General features: G+C 72.6%; 15 protein-coding genes. 8 read left to right on the top strand and 7 right to left on the bottom strand.

Annotated elements, in window-relative coordinates:
* Nucleotides 1-37 precede the first annotated feature (37 nt).
* Entirely contained in the window at nt 38-1,153 is a 1,116-nt protein-coding gene (locus ACIQUQ_RS11685) for a diguanylate cyclase domain-containing protein (protein ID WP_403974120.1), read from the top strand.
* 52 nt (nt 1,154-1,205) lie between these two features.
* A complete protein-coding gene (gene hutH, locus ACIQUQ_RS11680) occupies nt 1,206-2,750 on the top strand; it encodes a histidine ammonia-lyase (RefSeq protein ID WP_403974518.1) in 1,545 nt (514 codons plus the stop codon).
* A gap of 77 nt (nt 2,751-2,827) precedes the next feature.
* On the opposite strand, the gene ACIQUQ_RS11675 is transcribed toward hutH, so the two are convergent.
* Nucleotides 2,828-3,109: a hypothetical protein gene (locus tag ACIQUQ_RS11675; protein WP_403974118.1), complete on the bottom strand. Its 282-nt coding sequence runs from the start codon at nt 3,107-3,109 to the stop codon at nt 2,828-2,830.
* A gap of 107 nt (nt 3,110-3,216) precedes the next feature.
* On the opposite strand from ACIQUQ_RS11675, the gene ACIQUQ_RS11670 reads away from it, so the two are divergent.
* The 3 genes from ACIQUQ_RS11670 (at nt 3,217) to ACIQUQ_RS11660 (ending at nt 6,174) form a co-directional block, all read left to right on the top strand.
* Nucleotides 3,217-3,585 (top strand): hypothetical protein, encoded by a 369-nt coding sequence (locus ACIQUQ_RS11670; RefSeq protein WP_403974116.1) that lies wholly within the window; start codon nt 3,217-3,219, stop codon nt 3,583-3,585.
* Between the two features lie 105 nt (nt 3,586-3,690).
* The gene (locus tag ACIQUQ_RS11665; RefSeq protein ID WP_403974114.1) at nt 3,691-4,959 is read left to right on the top strand and encodes an Ig-like domain-containing protein; all 1,269 of its coding nucleotides are present in this window, start codon (nt 3,691-3,693) and stop codon (nt 4,957-4,959) included.
* 237 nt (nt 4,960-5,196) lie between these two features.
* Complete coding sequence (locus ACIQUQ_RS11660) at nt 5,197-6,174, top strand: GNAT family N-acetyltransferase (protein ID WP_403974112.1); 978 nt, start codon at nt 5,197-5,199, stop codon at nt 6,172-6,174.
* Nucleotides 6,175-6,221: 47 nt separating this feature from the next.
* On the opposite strand, the gene ACIQUQ_RS11655 is transcribed toward ACIQUQ_RS11660, so the two are convergent.
* Nucleotides 6,222-6,683 (bottom strand): GNAT family N-acetyltransferase, encoded by a 462-nt coding sequence (locus ACIQUQ_RS11655; RefSeq protein WP_403974110.1) that lies wholly within the window; start codon nt 6,681-6,683, stop codon nt 6,222-6,224.
* Complete coding sequence (locus ACIQUQ_RS11650; RefSeq protein ID WP_403974108.1) at nt 6,680-7,543, bottom strand: helix-turn-helix transcriptional regulator; 864 nt, start codon at nt 7,541-7,543, stop codon at nt 6,680-6,682. The genes ACIQUQ_RS11655 and ACIQUQ_RS11650 overlap by 4 nt, the downstream gene beginning before the upstream one ends.
* Nucleotides 7,544-7,696: 153 nt before the next feature.
* Here ACIQUQ_RS11650 and ACIQUQ_RS11645 point away from each other — a divergent pair, with 153 nt between their 5' ends.
* Complete coding sequence (locus ACIQUQ_RS11645; protein ID WP_403974106.1) at nt 7,697-8,767, top strand: NAD(P)-dependent alcohol dehydrogenase; 1,071 nt, start codon at nt 7,697-7,699, stop codon at nt 8,765-8,767.
* A gap of 52 nt (nt 8,768-8,819) precedes the next feature.
* Here the strand turns inward: ACIQUQ_RS11645 and ACIQUQ_RS11640 are convergent, their stop codons facing one another.
* From ACIQUQ_RS11640 to ACIQUQ_RS11625, 4 genes are all read right to left on the bottom strand, one after another.
* Complete coding sequence (locus tag ACIQUQ_RS11640; RefSeq protein ID WP_403974104.1) at nt 8,820-9,092, bottom strand: hypothetical protein; 273 nt, start codon at nt 9,090-9,092, stop codon at nt 8,820-8,822.
* Entirely contained in the window at nt 9,089-9,442 is a 354-nt protein-coding gene (locus ACIQUQ_RS11635) for a hypothetical protein (protein ID WP_403974515.1), read from the bottom strand. Before ACIQUQ_RS11635 ends, ACIQUQ_RS11640 begins: the two co-directional genes overlap by 4 nt.
* A gap of 92 nt (nt 9,443-9,534) precedes the next feature.
* Complete coding sequence (gene msrA / locus ACIQUQ_RS11630) at nt 9,535-10,200, bottom strand: peptide-methionine (S)-S-oxide reductase MsrA (protein ID WP_403974102.1); 666 nt, start codon at nt 10,198-10,200, stop codon at nt 9,535-9,537.
* A 99-nt stretch (nt 10,201-10,299) separates the two neighbouring features.
* A complete protein-coding gene (locus ACIQUQ_RS11625) occupies nt 10,300-11,406 on the bottom strand; it encodes a hypothetical protein (RefSeq protein ID WP_403974100.1) in 1,107 nt (368 codons plus the stop codon).
* A gap of 260 nt (nt 11,407-11,666) precedes the next feature.
* Here ACIQUQ_RS11625 and ACIQUQ_RS11620 point away from each other — a divergent pair, with 260 nt between their 5' ends.
* Complete coding sequence (locus tag ACIQUQ_RS11620; protein WP_403974097.1) at nt 11,667-12,251, top strand: hypothetical protein; 585 nt, start codon at nt 11,667-11,669, stop codon at nt 12,249-12,251.
* 63 nt (nt 12,252-12,314) lie between these two features.
* Nucleotides 12,315-13,463, top strand: coding sequence for a cystathionine gamma-synthase (locus ACIQUQ_RS11615; protein ID WP_399954260.1), 1,149 nt, complete (start codon nt 12,315-12,317; stop codon nt 13,461-13,463).
* Nucleotides 13,464-13,499 lie beyond the last annotated feature (36 nt).

Here is a 13,499-nt window from a genome sequence, read left to right as displayed (position 1 = left end):
CACTCCAAAATCGGACAATATTCCCTAACCTGGAGTGATGGGTGTGGACGGGCGGCTGCGGGCCGTGGTGGGACTCGCGCAGGCGATGGCTGCGGCGCAGACGGCGAGGGATTCCGCGCGGGCCGCCGCACGGGGGGCCAGGCTGGCCATGGACGGCTCGTTCGCCGCGATCTCCTCCTGGGAGCGTGAGCGGGGACGCCTCCGCGTGCTGGTGAACGAGGGCGAGCGGACCGCGGGGGAGGAGGAGTTCCCGCAGGACGAGTCCTATCCCGTCCACGACTTCCCCGAGATCACCGAGTTCCTGCACGAGCGGTGGGCCGGCGGCGGCGGCCCGCACGCCTGGGTCGAGGTCGCCGGCGGCTCCGGCAACCGCGCCGCGGGCCTCAGGCGGCGCGGGCGCGGCAGCTGCGTCGTCGCGCCGGTCGTGCTGCACGGCCGGGCCTGGGGCGAGCTGTACGTCGCGCGCAACGAGGGCCTGCCCGTCTTCGACGGCGAGGACACCGAGTTCGCAACCGTCCTGGCCGCCGTCATCGCCGCCGGGCTGGCCCAGAGCGAGCGGCTGGAGGAGGTGCGCAAGCTCGCCTTCACCGACCCCCTGACCGGCCTCGCCAACCGGCGGGCCGTGGACCTCGCCCTGGACGAGGCGCTGGAACGGCACCGGCTGGACGGGACCGTGGTCAGCCTGGTGGTGTGCGACCTCAACGGGCTCAAGCGGGTCAACGACACCCTGGGCCACGCGATGGGCGACCGGCTGCTCGAGCGGTTCGGGTCCGTGCTCTCCCTGTGCGGTGCCATGCTCCCGGGCGCGCTGGCCGCGCGCCTCGGCGGCGACGAGTTCTGCCTCGTCTCCGCCGGACCGGCCGCCGACGCGGTCGTGCAGGCCGCCGAGCAGCTCTGCGCCCGGGCCGCCGACCTGGAGCTGGGCGAGGGCGTGGCCTGCGGGATCGCCTCCACCGGAGACCCCATCGGGCCCGTGAAGTCCTCCCGGCGGCTCTTCCGGCTGGCCGACGCCGCCCAGTACAAGGCCAAGGCCGCCCGGTCCCCGAAGCCCGTCGTCGCGGGCCGCGACACCGCCGTCGTGCCGCTGGCGGACGCCCCCGTACCCGGTACGCCCGAGCGGCGGCGCTTCCGCGGACGGCTCGGAGACGAGTGACGGGCGACTAGTGACAGGAAGGCATTCAGTCCGTAGGGTGCTGAATATGGATATGCACACTGTCGTGGTGGGGACGTCCGGTACCACCGCCGAGGACGTCATCGCCGTGGCCCGCGGCAACGCTCGCGTCGAGCTGTCCGCCGAGGCCCTGGACGCACTCGCCCGCGCCCGCGAGATCGTGGACGCCCTGGCCGCCAAGCCCGAGCCCGTCTACGGGGTGTCGACCGGGTTCGGCGCCCTCGCCACCCGGCACATCAACCATGACCTCCGCGCCCAGCTCCAGCGCAACATCGTCCGCTCGCACGCCGCGGGCATGGGCCCGTGCGTCGAGCGCGAGGTGGTCCGCGCGCTGATGTTCCTGCGCCTGAAGACCGTGGCCTCGGGACACACCGGCGTACGCCCGCACGTCGCCCAGACCATGGCCGACCTGCTCAACGCCGGCATCACCCCGGTCGTCCACGAGTACGGCTCCCTCGGCTGCTCCGGCGACCTCGCGCCGCTCTCCCACTGCGCCCTCGCCCTGATGGGCGAAGGCGACGCGGAGGGCCCCGACGGCACCGTCCGCCCGGCCGGCGAACTGCTCGCCGAGCACGGCATCACCCCCGTCGAGCTGCGCGAGAAGGAGGGCCTGGCCCTCCTCAACGGCACCGACGGCATGCTCGGCATGCTCGTGATGGCCATCGCCGACCTCAAGCAGCTGTACAAGTCGGCCGACATCACCGCCGCGCTCTCCCTGGAGGCCCTCCTCGGCACCGAGAAGGTCCTCGCCCCCGAGCTGCACGCCATCCGCCCCCACCCGGGCCAGGGCGACTCGGCCGCGAACATGCTCGCCGTCCTCCAGGGCTCCGGCCTCACCGGCCACCACCAGGACGACTCGCCGCGCGTCCAGGACGCCTACTCCGTGCGCTGCGCCCCGCAGGTCGCCGGCGCCGGCCGCGACACGATCACCCACGCCGAGCTGGTCGCCTCCCGGGAGCTGGCCGCCGCGGTCGACAACCCCGTCGTCCTGCCCGACGGCCGGGTCGAGTCCAACGGCAACTTCCACGGCGCGCCCGTCGCATACGTGCTGGACTTCCTGGCCATCGCCGCCGCCGACCTCGGCTCCATCGCCGAGCGCCGCACCGACCGGCTGCTCGACAAGAACCGCAGCCACGGCCTGCCCGCCTTCCTCGCGGACGACGCCGGCGTGGACTCCGGTCTGATGATCGCCCAGTACACCCAGGCCGCCCTGGTGAGCGAGATGAAGCGGCTGGCCGTCCCGGCCTCCGCCGACTCGATCCCCTCCTCCGCCATGCAGGAGGACCACGTCTCGATGGGCTGGTCCGCCGCCCGCAAGCTGCGCACCACGGTCGAGAACCTCACCCGGATCATCGCCGTCGAGATGTACGCGGCCACCCGCGCGATCGAGATCCGCACCCACGCCCACCTCACCCCGGCCCCGGCCAGCCAGGCCGCCATCGACGCCGCCCGCGCGGCGGGCGTCCAGGGCCCCGGCCCGGACCGGTTCCTGGCGCCCGACCTGGCCGCCGCCGAGGCCTTCGTACGCTCCGGCGGCCTGGTCGCCGCGGTGGAGCCGGTGACCGGCCCGCTGGCCTGACCCGGCGGTACAGAGACGCGCAAGGGCCGCCCCGGACGATTCCGGGGCGGCCCTTCCGCGTACGCGGGTGCGGGCGGCTACGCGGCCCGGGAGCGGCGGGCGGAGAAGGTCACGAAGCCCGCACCGATGCCCAGGAAGAGGGTGCCGCCGAGCAGATACGGAGTGGTGTCCACACTGCCCGTGTCCGCGAGCGCGAGCTGCGGGGTGGACGCCTCGGGCGCGGTCGCGGGGCCGTCGCCGGCACCGGAAGCGGAATGCGAAGGGTGCTCCTGGGTGGCGTTCGCCGAGGGGACGAACCACAGAGCGGTGAGGAGGGTGCCCGCTCCTATGGCGGTGAGAAGCGGTCGTCGTGCGGACACGGTGCGATCCCCCTTGTGGCAGCAGCGAATTGGCCGTGTGCGCCGATGCTAATGAAAGGGGCGGGTCGTGGGAAAGCCGGGGGGTGATCAGGCTTACCCTCCGTGCCATGAGCACTTCTGAGTCATCACGGTACGTACGGCTTCGGGTCGATTTGGTGCTGGAAGTCGCGGAACCGGAAGCCCTGACGGGCGCCGCCCTGGAACACGTCGCGGCGGACGAGTTCATGCCCGACGAGGAACGCGGCCACGCGGAAGCCGCCGTGCGCGAGGACGAAGCGGAAGCCCTCGCCTACCTCGTCGACCCCTTTGACCTGGTCTCCGGCGTCCCCGGCGTCGAGCTCGCCCAGGCCTCCTGGAGCACCGAGGCCGTCGAATACGACCCCGAGTCCCTGGAGTGGGACCTCGACGAGGAAGATGGACCCTTCGACGACGACGAACACGACGACGAGGGCCCGGGTGGGCTTCCCCACACCTGACCCCCGTTGTGGAACCGGATCCCCGCGTGATCGCGTTGTCGTAACGAGGCGGGGAGGTCCCTCGTGGGGCAGCCCTGTCCGGAGATCCCCGGGATTTCGGCAACGATGGAGAAGCGTGTGAGGACGGACAGCAAGCGGTGGCGCAGGGCCCTGGCGGCCGCGTCCGCGCTGCTCGGCGGCGTGCTGGTGCTGACGGCGTGCAGCGGCGACGACAACGGCGCGGGCAGTGCTGACGCGACGAAGAAGTCGCAGGAGGACGCCGACGCGGCAGCGGCCAAGGACACCTCGAAGGCCCGAATAGCGATCTCGCCGAAGAACGGCGCGACCAACGTCGGCATCAACAGCTCCACCGAGGTCACCGTCGCCGACGGCACGCTGACCTCGGTCGAGATGAAGACCTCCGAGGGCGCCGAGGTCAAGGGCGAGATCTCCGCCGACGGCAAGAGCTGGAAGCCGTCCGCGAAGCTCAAGCGCGCCACGAAGTACACGCTGTCCGCGACCGCCAAGGACGCCGAGGGCCGCGAGGCGCACGAGAACACCTCGTTCACCACCGTCTCGCAGGACAACAGCTTCATCGGCTCCTTCACGCCCGAGGACGGCTCCACCGTCGGCGTCGGCATGCCCGTGTCGATCAACTTCGACAAGCCGATCAAGGACAAGAAGGCCGTCCAGTCCGCGATCAACGTCTCCTCCAGCAGCGGGCAGGAGGTCGTGGGCCACTGGTTCAACTCCCAGCGCCTGGACTTCCGGCCCGAGACGTACTGGAAGGAGAACTCCACCGTCACGCTCAAGATGGAGCTGGACGGCGTCGAGGGTGCCGAGGGCGTCTTCGGCGTGCAGGAGCGCACCGCGACCTTCCAGATCGGCCGCAACCAGGTCTCCACGGTCGACGCCAAGGCCAAGACGATGACCATCACGCGCGACGGCAAGGTCTACAAGGTCATCCCGATCTCGGCCGGCGCCCCCGAGAACCCGACGTACAACGGCCAGATGGTGATCTCCGAGAAGTTCAAGGAGACCCGGATGAACGGCGCCACCGTCGGCTTCACCGACGACGACGGCAAGGGCGAGTACGACATCAAGGACGTGCCGCACGCCATGCGCCTGTCCACGTCCGGCACCTTCATCCACGGCAACTACTGGGGTCCCCGCTCCGTCTTCGGCAGCGCCAACACCAGCCACGGCTGCGTCGGCCTCGCCGACGTCAAGGGTGCGAACGACCCGGACCAGCCGGCCGCGTGGTTCTACGAGAACTCGCTCATCGGGGACGTCGTGACGGTCATGAACTCCCCCGACAAGCAGATCAAGCCGGACAACGGCCTGAACGGCTGGAACCTGAGCTGGGCGGACTGGAAGGCCGGCTCGGCCGTCTGATCCCGCGCAGCGCGTTCCGCACGCGCTTCCCCCCTGCGTTCCGTACGCGTTCCGTACGCGTTCCGTACGCGTTCCGTACGCGTTCCGTACGCCGACGGCGGCGGCGCCCACCCGGGCCCGCCGCCGTCGGCGTTCCCGGTACGGCCCCGGGCCGCGCGGCGTACGGGCCCCGGCACCCGCCGCGGCCCTTCCGAAAACGGCGGGTGCCGGGCGCGGGCGCTGCATAGGGTCGGCAGTATGACGATGATCTCCGTGCTCCCCGCGCCGCCGTCCGACGCCGATGCCGACGCGTGGCTGGCGGTCCTCGCCGCCGCCCACGCACACGACCTGCCGGGCGTCCCCGGCCCCACCCGGACCGAGGTCGCCGGACGCATCCAGGTACCCCCGGTGCGCGGCCGCGCCCTGTGCCTCGCGGCCGCCGGCGAGGACGCGGAGCCGCACGACTGGGACGGGGTCGCCGGGCTGCTGCTGTTCACCGACCCCGGCAACACCCACACCGCGTTCCTCGACGCCGCCGTCCGGCCCGCCGCCCGGCGGCGCGGCGTGGGCACCGCCCTCTGGCAGCGGGTGCGCGAGGAGCTGGAGGCGGACGGCCGTACCTCCGTCAGCTGCCTGGCCGACCTCGGCGGCCCGGGCGAGGCCTTCCTCGCCGGCCTGGGCTTCGAGAACGTGCTCACCATGGCCTGGTACGTGCAGGACACCACCGTGGAGCGCGGGGACCCGGTGCTGCCCGCCGGCTACCGCTGGGTCAGCTGGAACGGCATCGTCCCCGACGAGCACGCCACCTCCGCCGCCGTCGCCCACTCCGCGATGGAGGACGCCCCCAGCGGCGGCATGGACGAGAACACCCCGCTGTGGGACGCCGAGCGGGTACGGGCCGCCCAGCGGCTCATCCTCGACCGCGGCGGACGCATCCTGACCGTCGCGGCCGTCACCCCGGCCGGCGACATGGCGGCCTACACCGAGCTCGTGCTGCCGGACCCCCACGGCGTCCGCGCCACCCAGTACGACACCGTCGTCGTCCCCGCCCACCGCGGCCGCGGGCTGGGCCGCGCCGTCAAGCTGCGGGCCCTCGCGGAGCTGCGCGCCCTGCACCCCGGCGTACGGCAGATCGCCACCACCGTCGCCGACGTGAACGGGCCGATGCTGGCCGTGAACGAGGCCCTGGGCTACCGCCGCGAGCGCCCCTGCGGCGTCCTCCAGCTCAAGCTGTGAGGCGCCGCACCGGCCGCCCGTGAACCGGCGGCCGGGCGGAGGAGCCCCTAAGGGAGCCAGGCGTACCGCACGTCCGGCTCCCGTTCCTCGTTCTCCGAGCCGTCCGTGCGCCCGGCCTCCGTGAAGCCGTGCCGCTCGTAGAAGCGGTGCGCCGGCGCGTTCACCTGGAACGTCCACAGCTCCAGGCCCGCCGGACAGAGCTCCTTGGCCAGGGCCACGAAGCGGTCGCCGAGGCCCCGCCCCCGGTGGGCCGGGTCCAGGTACAGCTGTTCCAGCACCCCGTCGCCCAGCACCATCATCCCGGCGGCCGCGCCCTGCGCGTCGCGGGCCAGGTACGTACGCCCCTCCGGCACGACCACGTACCGGAACCAACCCCGCACCTCGTCGTCGGAGTGGGCGCGCCGTACGGCCGGCAGCGCGGCGTCGTACGAGCGGAGCCAGACCTCCGCGACGTCGGGGGCGTCGGCCTCCGTGGCGGTGGCGATGGCGTAGCCGGGCGTGTCGGTCATCTGGCTGAGGTCTCCCTCTCCTCGGTCCCGGCTCCCCACGAGGCCAACAGGCGCAGTGCGTCCGCCGAGGCCGAACCCGGTTCCGCGTGGTAGGTCACCAGGGACTGCTCGGGGTTGTCGGGCAGCTTCAACGTCTCGAAGGACAGGTGTAGTTCACCGACGAGCGGATGGCGAAGGACTTTCCTGCCGTGCGTCTTGTCCGCCACCGTGTGCGCCGCCCAGAGCGTCCTGAACTCCTCGTTCTTCACCGACAGTTCGCCCACCAGCGCCGACAGCCGCGGGTCGTCCGGGTGGCAGCCCGCGTACCAGCGCAGGCCGCTCACCATCTCGCAGGCGCGGCACTCCCAGTCCGCGAACAGGTCCTGCGTGGCCGGGTCGAGGAAGACCAGCCGGGCCATGTTCCGCTCCTCGGGCCGCAGCGCCGCGAAGTCCCCGAACACCGCCCGCCCCATCCGGTTCCACGCAAGGACGTCCGTCCGCCGCCCCAGGATGTACGCCGGTACGCCCTCCATCGCGTCCAGCAGCCCCAGCAGCTCCGGCCGGACGTGCTCGGGCCGCTCCATGTGCCGCTTGCGCTTCGCCTTCGGCTTGGCCAGGTGCGTCAGGTGGGCGCGCTCGGTCTCGTCCAGGCGGAGCGCGCGGGCGATGGAGTCGAGCACCTCGGTGGAGACGTTCTGGCCGTGCCCCTGTTCCAGGCGGGTGTAGTACGCGACCGAGACCCCGGCCAGCTGCGCCAGCTCCTCGCGCCGCAGGCCCGGCACGCGGCGGTGGCGCCCGTACTGCGGCAGCCCCACGTCCTCGGGCTTGAGCCGGGCACGGCGGGAGCGGAGGAACTCACTCAGGTCGGCACGCTGGTCCATGTCAGCCAGTATCCGGGAGCGGCCCACCGGTCAGCCTGACCCTCCCAGTGGTAGGAACGGCGTGCGTAGGCACAGGAGGGGGCTGGGTGCCGGCGGCCCGGCACGGCATCGTTTCGGCCATCACAGGAAATCTGCCGAGGAGAACCCAGCAGCATGAGCAGCATCGCGAACCAGGCCGTCGGTACCCGCCAGGTAGCCGCGTACGCCGCACCGGCGCCCAAGGCCCCGCTGGAGCGCACCACCGTGCCGCGCCGCGCCGTGGGCGAGCACGACGTCCTGATCGAGATCAAGTACTCCGGCATCTGCCACTCCGACATCCACCAGGCCCGTGACGGCTGGGGCGAGGGCATCTACCCGATGGTCCCCGGCCACGAGATCGCCGGCGTCGTCACCGAGGTGGGCGCGGGCGTCACGAAGTTCGGCGTCGGCGACCGGGTGGGCGTCGGCTGCTTCGTCGACTCGTGCCGGGAGTGCGCGTACTGCCTGGCGGGCCAGGAGCAGTACTGCGAGCGCGGCATGACCGGCACGTACAACGGCCGCGACAAGAACGGCGACCCCACCTACGGCGGCTACTCCACGCACATCGTCGTCGACGAGAACTACACGGTCCGCATCCCCGACGGCCTGTCCCTGGACGTGGCCGCGCCCCTGCTGTGCGCCAGCATCACCCTCTACTCGCCGCTGCGGCACTGGGGCGCCGGGCCGGGCAAGAAGGTCGCGGTCGTCGGGCTGGGCGGCCTCGGCCACATGGGCGTGAAGATCGCGAACGCGCTGGGCGCCGAGGTCACGGTCCTCTCGCAGTCGCTGCGCAAGCAGGAGGACGGCCTGAAGCTGGGCGCCACGCACTACTACGCGACCAGCGACGACGCGACCTTCCGGAAGCTGGCCGGCACCTTCGACCTGATCGTCTCCACGGTCTCGGCCCCGCTGGACCTGGGTGCCTACCTGGGCCTGCTGAAGGTGGACGGCGCCCTGGTGAACGTCGGCGCCCCGGAGGAGCCGGTCTCGCTGAACCTCTTCTCGGTCATCGGGGGCCGCAAGACCCTGGCCGGCTCGATGATCGGCGGCATCGCGGAGACCCAGGAGATGCTGGACTTCTGCGCGGAGCACGGCCTGGGCGCGGAGATCGAGACCATCCGCGCCGACGAGATCAACGAGGCCTACGAACGCGTCCTCACCAGCGACGTCCGCTACCGCTTCGTCATCGACACGTCGACGATCTGACCACCCGGCCACACCCGGTACCGGCCCCGCCGCACGACGGCGGCGGGGCCGGCTAGAGGGCGTCGAACGGCGGGATGATGCGGGTCACGACGATGAGACGGGCGCGCGGGGCCACGAGGAAGTAGAACCAGCCGCCGGCGGCGTCCATCCGGCGCAAGCCGCCGGGCCGCGGGCCGTTGCCGAAGTCGCCCACGTCCACGCCGACGGAGGCGAGCTCGACGAGCTGACCCGCCAGGCGTTCCACTTCCGCCACGACGCGTTCCGGGAGGCCGGCGGCGACGTGGGCGTGGTCCGGATCGTATTCCCAGCACCAGCCGGTGGTCACCGGGACGGAATGGACAGAGCGGCGTGGGCCTCGTCGAGGATGCGGCCGATCTCCGCGGCGGCGTGCCGGGCCCGCTCCGCGTCGGCGGTGGCCGCGACGTCCTCCCAGCGTCGGAGCTCCCTCGCGAGGTGCGGCTGGCGCTGGATGTGGACGTACACCGCCCACTGGGCCACGAACCGGCGCAGCGGCGCCAGGTCGGAGCCCTGGCGGGACTCGTCCGCTGCCAGGTCGAGCTCGCGCGTGAACGCCGGCAGCGCGGCAGGCGCGACCTGTGCCAGCGCCTGCCGCAGGGCGGTCACGGTCGCCGGGGGCTGCGGGATGAGCGGCTGCCCGGCGGCGGAGGTTGTCACGGCTGCTCCCATGAGCGAGATCCTGGTCCCTCGGCCCAGCCTAGCCAGCCGCTTGCCGGATTCGACATCCGAACGGGTGACCCGGGCCCCGGTCAGGCGTCGGTGCGGGCCACGCCGATGGGGCAGCTGACGCCCGTGCCGCCGATGCCGCAGTAGCCGGCCGGGTTCTTGTCCAGGTACTGCTGGTGGTACGGCTCGGCCGGCCAGAAGGGGCGGTCGGCGGCCGGGAGGACGGCCGTGGTGATGCCGCCGTAGCCGGCGCCGGTCAGCACGCGCTGGTAGGCCTCGCGGGAGGCCTCCGCCGTGGCCTGCTGCTCGGGGGAGTGCGTGTAGACCGCCGAGCGGTACTGGGTGCCGACGTCGTTGCCCTGGCGGAAGCCCTGGGTCGGGTCGTGGGCCTCCCAGAAGACCTTGAGCAGGGTGTCGTACGAGACGGCGGACGGGTCGTAGACCACCCGGACCACCTCGGTGTGGCCGGTGAGACCGGAGCACACCTCCTCGTACTCCGGGTTCTCGGTGTATCCGCCCTGGTAGCCGACCAGCGTGGTCCACACGCCGGGGGTCTGCCAGAACTTGCGCTCGGCGCCCCAGAAGCAGCCGAGGCCGAAGTCCGCGACCTCCAGCCCCGCCGGGTACGGGCCGGCCAGGGGGTTGCCCAGGACCGTGTGCCGGTCGGGCAGCGCGAACGCGGGCTCCGGGCGGCCCTTGAGGGCCTGCTCGGGCGTGGGCAGCTCGGGGGTACGACGGCCGAAGATCATGGGGGCTCGCTCCTTGCGGACGGGTGGGTGTCAGGACAACGTCCCGGCGGCCCTCAGGATTCCGTCCGGCCGAGCCGGGCCGGGCGCCGGCCCGGCGGGTCAGCGGGGGAGGGTGGCCGGGCTGCCGCCGTTCGCCTCGTAGCCGGCCACGGCCAGGGCGCGGTAGACCGCGTACTCCGCGGCCGGGTCCTCGCTGTGCGACCACGGGAGGGCGCCGACGTAGCCGTCGACGTGGCGGAGCTGCTCCATGGCCTCGGCCCAGCGTTCGCCGCGCACCAGGAAGAGGATCAGCAGGTGGCGTACGTGCGCCAGCATCGGGTCGTCCGGCCGGGCCGAGTTCACCGCGTACAGGGCGCCCTCCATGGCCCGCGAGACCACGGCGCTGCCGTAGAAGTCCTGGACCAGGGCGACCTCGGGGAGGTGCTCGAAGACCCCGAACAGCGGCAGGGCGGCCAGCAGCGAGCCCCGCGGGGCGCGGGCGGCGGCCGCGTGCGTGAAGGCGTCGGCCTTCTCGCGGGAGCCGTGCCACTTCTCGCACCAGTAGTGCAGGGCCGAGAGGTGGGCGCCCATGTGCTCGGGGGACCGGTCGATGACCTTGGCCCACAGGGCGTCGAACTCCGGCTCCGGGTAGGCGAGTCCGCGGGCGATCGCGAGCTGGGAGATGTACGGGACCGGGTCGCCGGGGGCGAGCAGTGCCGCCTCCTCGCAGGCCGTACGGGCCTCCTCCAGGATGATCCGGTGGTCGTCGGTGCCGAAGCCGCCGGAGGCCCGCCAGGCCTGCTGCACCAGGAACTCGGCGTGCACCTGCGCGCCGCCCGCGTCCTTCGGGGACTCCAGCTTCCACGCCCGCAGCCAGGCGGCCCCGGTACCGGGCTGCTGTGCCAGCTCCAGGGAGGCGGCGCCGGCGAAGGCCTGCACCCGCTGCCAGCGCTGCTCGCCCTCCTTGGGGGTGCCGGCCAGCAGCTGTGAGGCCGCGCGCCAGTCCTGCGTGCGCTGCACCAGGTCCAGGACGTCCATCAGGTCCTGGTCGGGTCCGGGCACCCGGATGTCCAGTTCCTCCTGGCGCACGAAGCCGTAGTCGGCCGGGTCGGCCGCGTCCGGGGCGCCGGGCGAGACGAGCCTGATGCCGCCCCTGCGCCGCCGCAGGTAGGGGACGAGGAAGGCGGCCAGCATGCCCATCGCGAGCAGGAACCAGAGAATCTCCATGCCCCCAGCGTTCCACACCCCCGGCGGGTACGGACCGGGGGTGGCGGGGGGCGGGAGGTGCGTCCCGGCCGGGCGGCGAGGGGCGTGGAATTCGGGGGCGCGCGCCGGGGAATTCCGTCGGCCGACCACGTGAATGTGCGGAAAACCTCCATTCGCGCCGGATGGCGCCCGGGAATCGTCCGCGCATTTCGCCCTAGCATCTGGCGCGCAGGCCGATCACCCCACACTCCGGGGCCTGTCCCAGTCAAAAGGAGAAACGCATGCGCATGCGGAGTTCCGTCACCATCGCCCTCGGCGCCCTGGCCCTTTCCGTTGTCCTGCCCGGCACCGCGTCCGCCGATACGGAAAACTTCAATTACTACATTCCGGGGGCCTCGGACTCCGCGGCGGTCCGGATCGAAAACCCGGACGTCGACACCTGCTACGAACTCGAAGCGCTGGAGGAGGGCCAGTTCCCGCAAAGGCTGCACAACGCCACCGGCGCCCTCGCAATTGTCTTCGAGGGTGCGAATTGCCAGGGGGAGGCCTTCGAGCTCGCGCCCGGTGAGGAGCGGGCCGATGAGGAGGTGCCGGCCATGTCCGTCCTCTTCGTCATGCCGGAGGGGGCCGACGGTGCCCAGCCGGCGCAGCCCGCCGAGCCGGGCGAGGAAGGGGAGGAGGGCCAGGAGGAGCAGCAGCAGATCATGCCGGTCGACGAGTCCGGCGAGTCGGGTGAGGCCGAGGGGGCGGACGAGGACGGCTACCTCGACGAGGAGCCCGCGGACGGCGAGCGCGCCGCCCGCGCACACACCGCCGACCACGGCTTCGGCGACTTCACCGAGGACTTCCTGCACGCCTGGGGCTAGATGTCCCAGGCCGACCGGCCCCTGCGGCCGCGCGACCGGCGCGCGGCCGCTTAGGCTCTGACCATGAGCCACGAGCAGCAGAGCTTCGAGACCCGCGCGATCCACGCGGGCAACACCGCAGACCCGCTGACCGGCGCGGTCGTGCCCCCGATCTACCAGGTCTCCACGTACAAGCAGGACGGCGTCGGCGGTCTGCGCGGCGGCTACGAGTACAGCCGCAGCGCCAACCCGACGCGCACCGCGCTCGAGGAGAACCTGGCTGCCCTCGAAGGCGGTCGCCGCGGCCTGGCCTTCGCCTCCGGGCTGGCCGCCGAGGACTGCCTCCTGCGTACGGTCCTCTCGCCCGGCGACCACGTCGTCATCCCGAACGACGCGTACGGCGGCACCTTCCGCCTGTTCGCCAAGGTCGTCTCCCGCTGGGGCGTCGAGTGGTCCGTCGCGGACACCTCCGACCCGGCGTCCGTGCGGGCCGCGCTGACCGACCGTACGAAGGCCGTCTGGGTCGAGACCCCCTCCAACCCGCTCCTCGGCATCACCGACATCGCGGCGGTCGCGGACATCGCCCGCTCGGCCGGGGCGAAGCTGGTCGTGGACAACACCTTCGCCAGCCCGTACCTCCAGCAGCCGCTGGCCCTGGGCGCGGACGTGGTCGTCCACTCGCTGACCAAGTACATGGGCGGCCACTCCGACGTGGTCGGCGGCGCGCTGGTCACCGCGGACGAGGCGCTGGGCGAGGAGCTCGCCTACCACCAGAACGCCATGGGCGCGGTGGCCGGTCCGTTCGACTCCTGGATCGTGCTGCGCGGCATCAAGACCCTGGCGGTCCGCATGGACCGGCACAGCGCGAACGCTGCCCGCGTCGCGGAGATGCTGACCCGGCACCCCAAGGTCACCCGCGTGCTCTACCCGGGCCTGCCGGAGCACCCCGGCCACGAGGTCGCCGCGAAGCAGATGAAGGACTTCGGCGGCATGGTGTCCTTCCAGGTGCAGGGCGGCGAGGCGGCGGCCGTCGAGGTCTGCAACCGCGCCAAGCTCTTCACACTGGGCGAGTCCCTGGGCGGCGTCGAGTCCCTGATCGAGCACCCGGGCCGGATGACGCACGCCTCGGTGGCGGGCTCGGCCCTGGAGGTCCCGGCGGACCTGGTGCGCCTCTCCGTGGGCATCGAGGCCGTCGACGACCTGCTGGCCGACCTCACGCAGGCGCTGGGCTAGCAGCGGGTCCCGCCCCTTCCGTACGGGGCTCCGGGC

The organism is Streptomyces sp. NPDC101118 (assembly GCF_044759445.1).
Lineage (GTDB): Bacteria > Actinomycetota > Actinomycetes > Streptomycetales > Streptomycetaceae > Streptomyces.
The sequence above is the reverse complement of the archived record's forward strand: the minus strand, read 5'-3'. Positions and strand labels throughout refer to the sequence as shown.

What these genes read in the sequence shown, in the direction of transcription:
- ACIQUQ_RS11685 (WP_403974120.1), top strand. Translation starts at nt 38, where the DNA reads ATGGGTGTGGACGGGCGGCTGCGGGCCGTGGTGGGACTCGCGCAGGCG.
- hutH (WP_403974518.1), top strand. Translation starts at nt 1,206, where the DNA reads ATGCACACTGTCGTGGTGGGGACGTCCGGTACCACCGCCGAGGACGTC.
- ACIQUQ_RS11670 (WP_403974116.1), top strand. Translation starts at nt 3,217, where the DNA reads ATGAGCACTTCTGAGTCATCACGGTACGTACGGCTTCGGGTCGATTTG.
- ACIQUQ_RS11665 (WP_403974114.1), top strand. Translation starts at nt 3,691, where the DNA reads ATGGAGAAGCGTGTGAGGACGGACAGCAAGCGGTGGCGCAGGGCCCTG.
- ACIQUQ_RS11660 (WP_403974112.1), top strand. Translation starts at nt 5,197, where the DNA reads ATGACGATGATCTCCGTGCTCCCCGCGCCGCCGTCCGACGCCGATGCC.
- ACIQUQ_RS11655 (WP_403974110.1), bottom strand. Translation starts at nt 6,683, where the DNA reads ATGACCGACACGCCCGGCTACGCCATCGCCACCGCCACGGAGGCCGAC.
- ACIQUQ_RS11650 (WP_403974108.1), bottom strand. Translation starts at nt 7,543, where the DNA reads ATGGACCAGCGTGCCGACCTGAGTGAGTTCCTCCGCTCCCGCCGTGCC.
- ACIQUQ_RS11645 (WP_403974106.1), top strand. Translation starts at nt 7,697, where the DNA reads ATGAGCAGCATCGCGAACCAGGCCGTCGGTACCCGCCAGGTAGCCGCG.
- msrA (WP_403974102.1), bottom strand. Translation starts at nt 10,200, where the DNA reads ATGATCTTCGGCCGTCGTACCCCCGAGCTGCCCACGCCCGAGCAGGCC.
- ACIQUQ_RS11625 (WP_403974100.1), bottom strand. Translation starts at nt 11,406, where the DNA reads ATGGAGATTCTCTGGTTCCTGCTCGCGATGGGCATGCTGGCCGCCTTC.
- ACIQUQ_RS11620 (WP_403974097.1), top strand. Translation starts at nt 11,667, where the DNA reads ATGCGCATGCGGAGTTCCGTCACCATCGCCCTCGGCGCCCTGGCCCTT.
- ACIQUQ_RS11615 (WP_399954260.1), top strand. Translation starts at nt 12,315, where the DNA reads ATGAGCCACGAGCAGCAGAGCTTCGAGACCCGCGCGATCCACGCGGGC.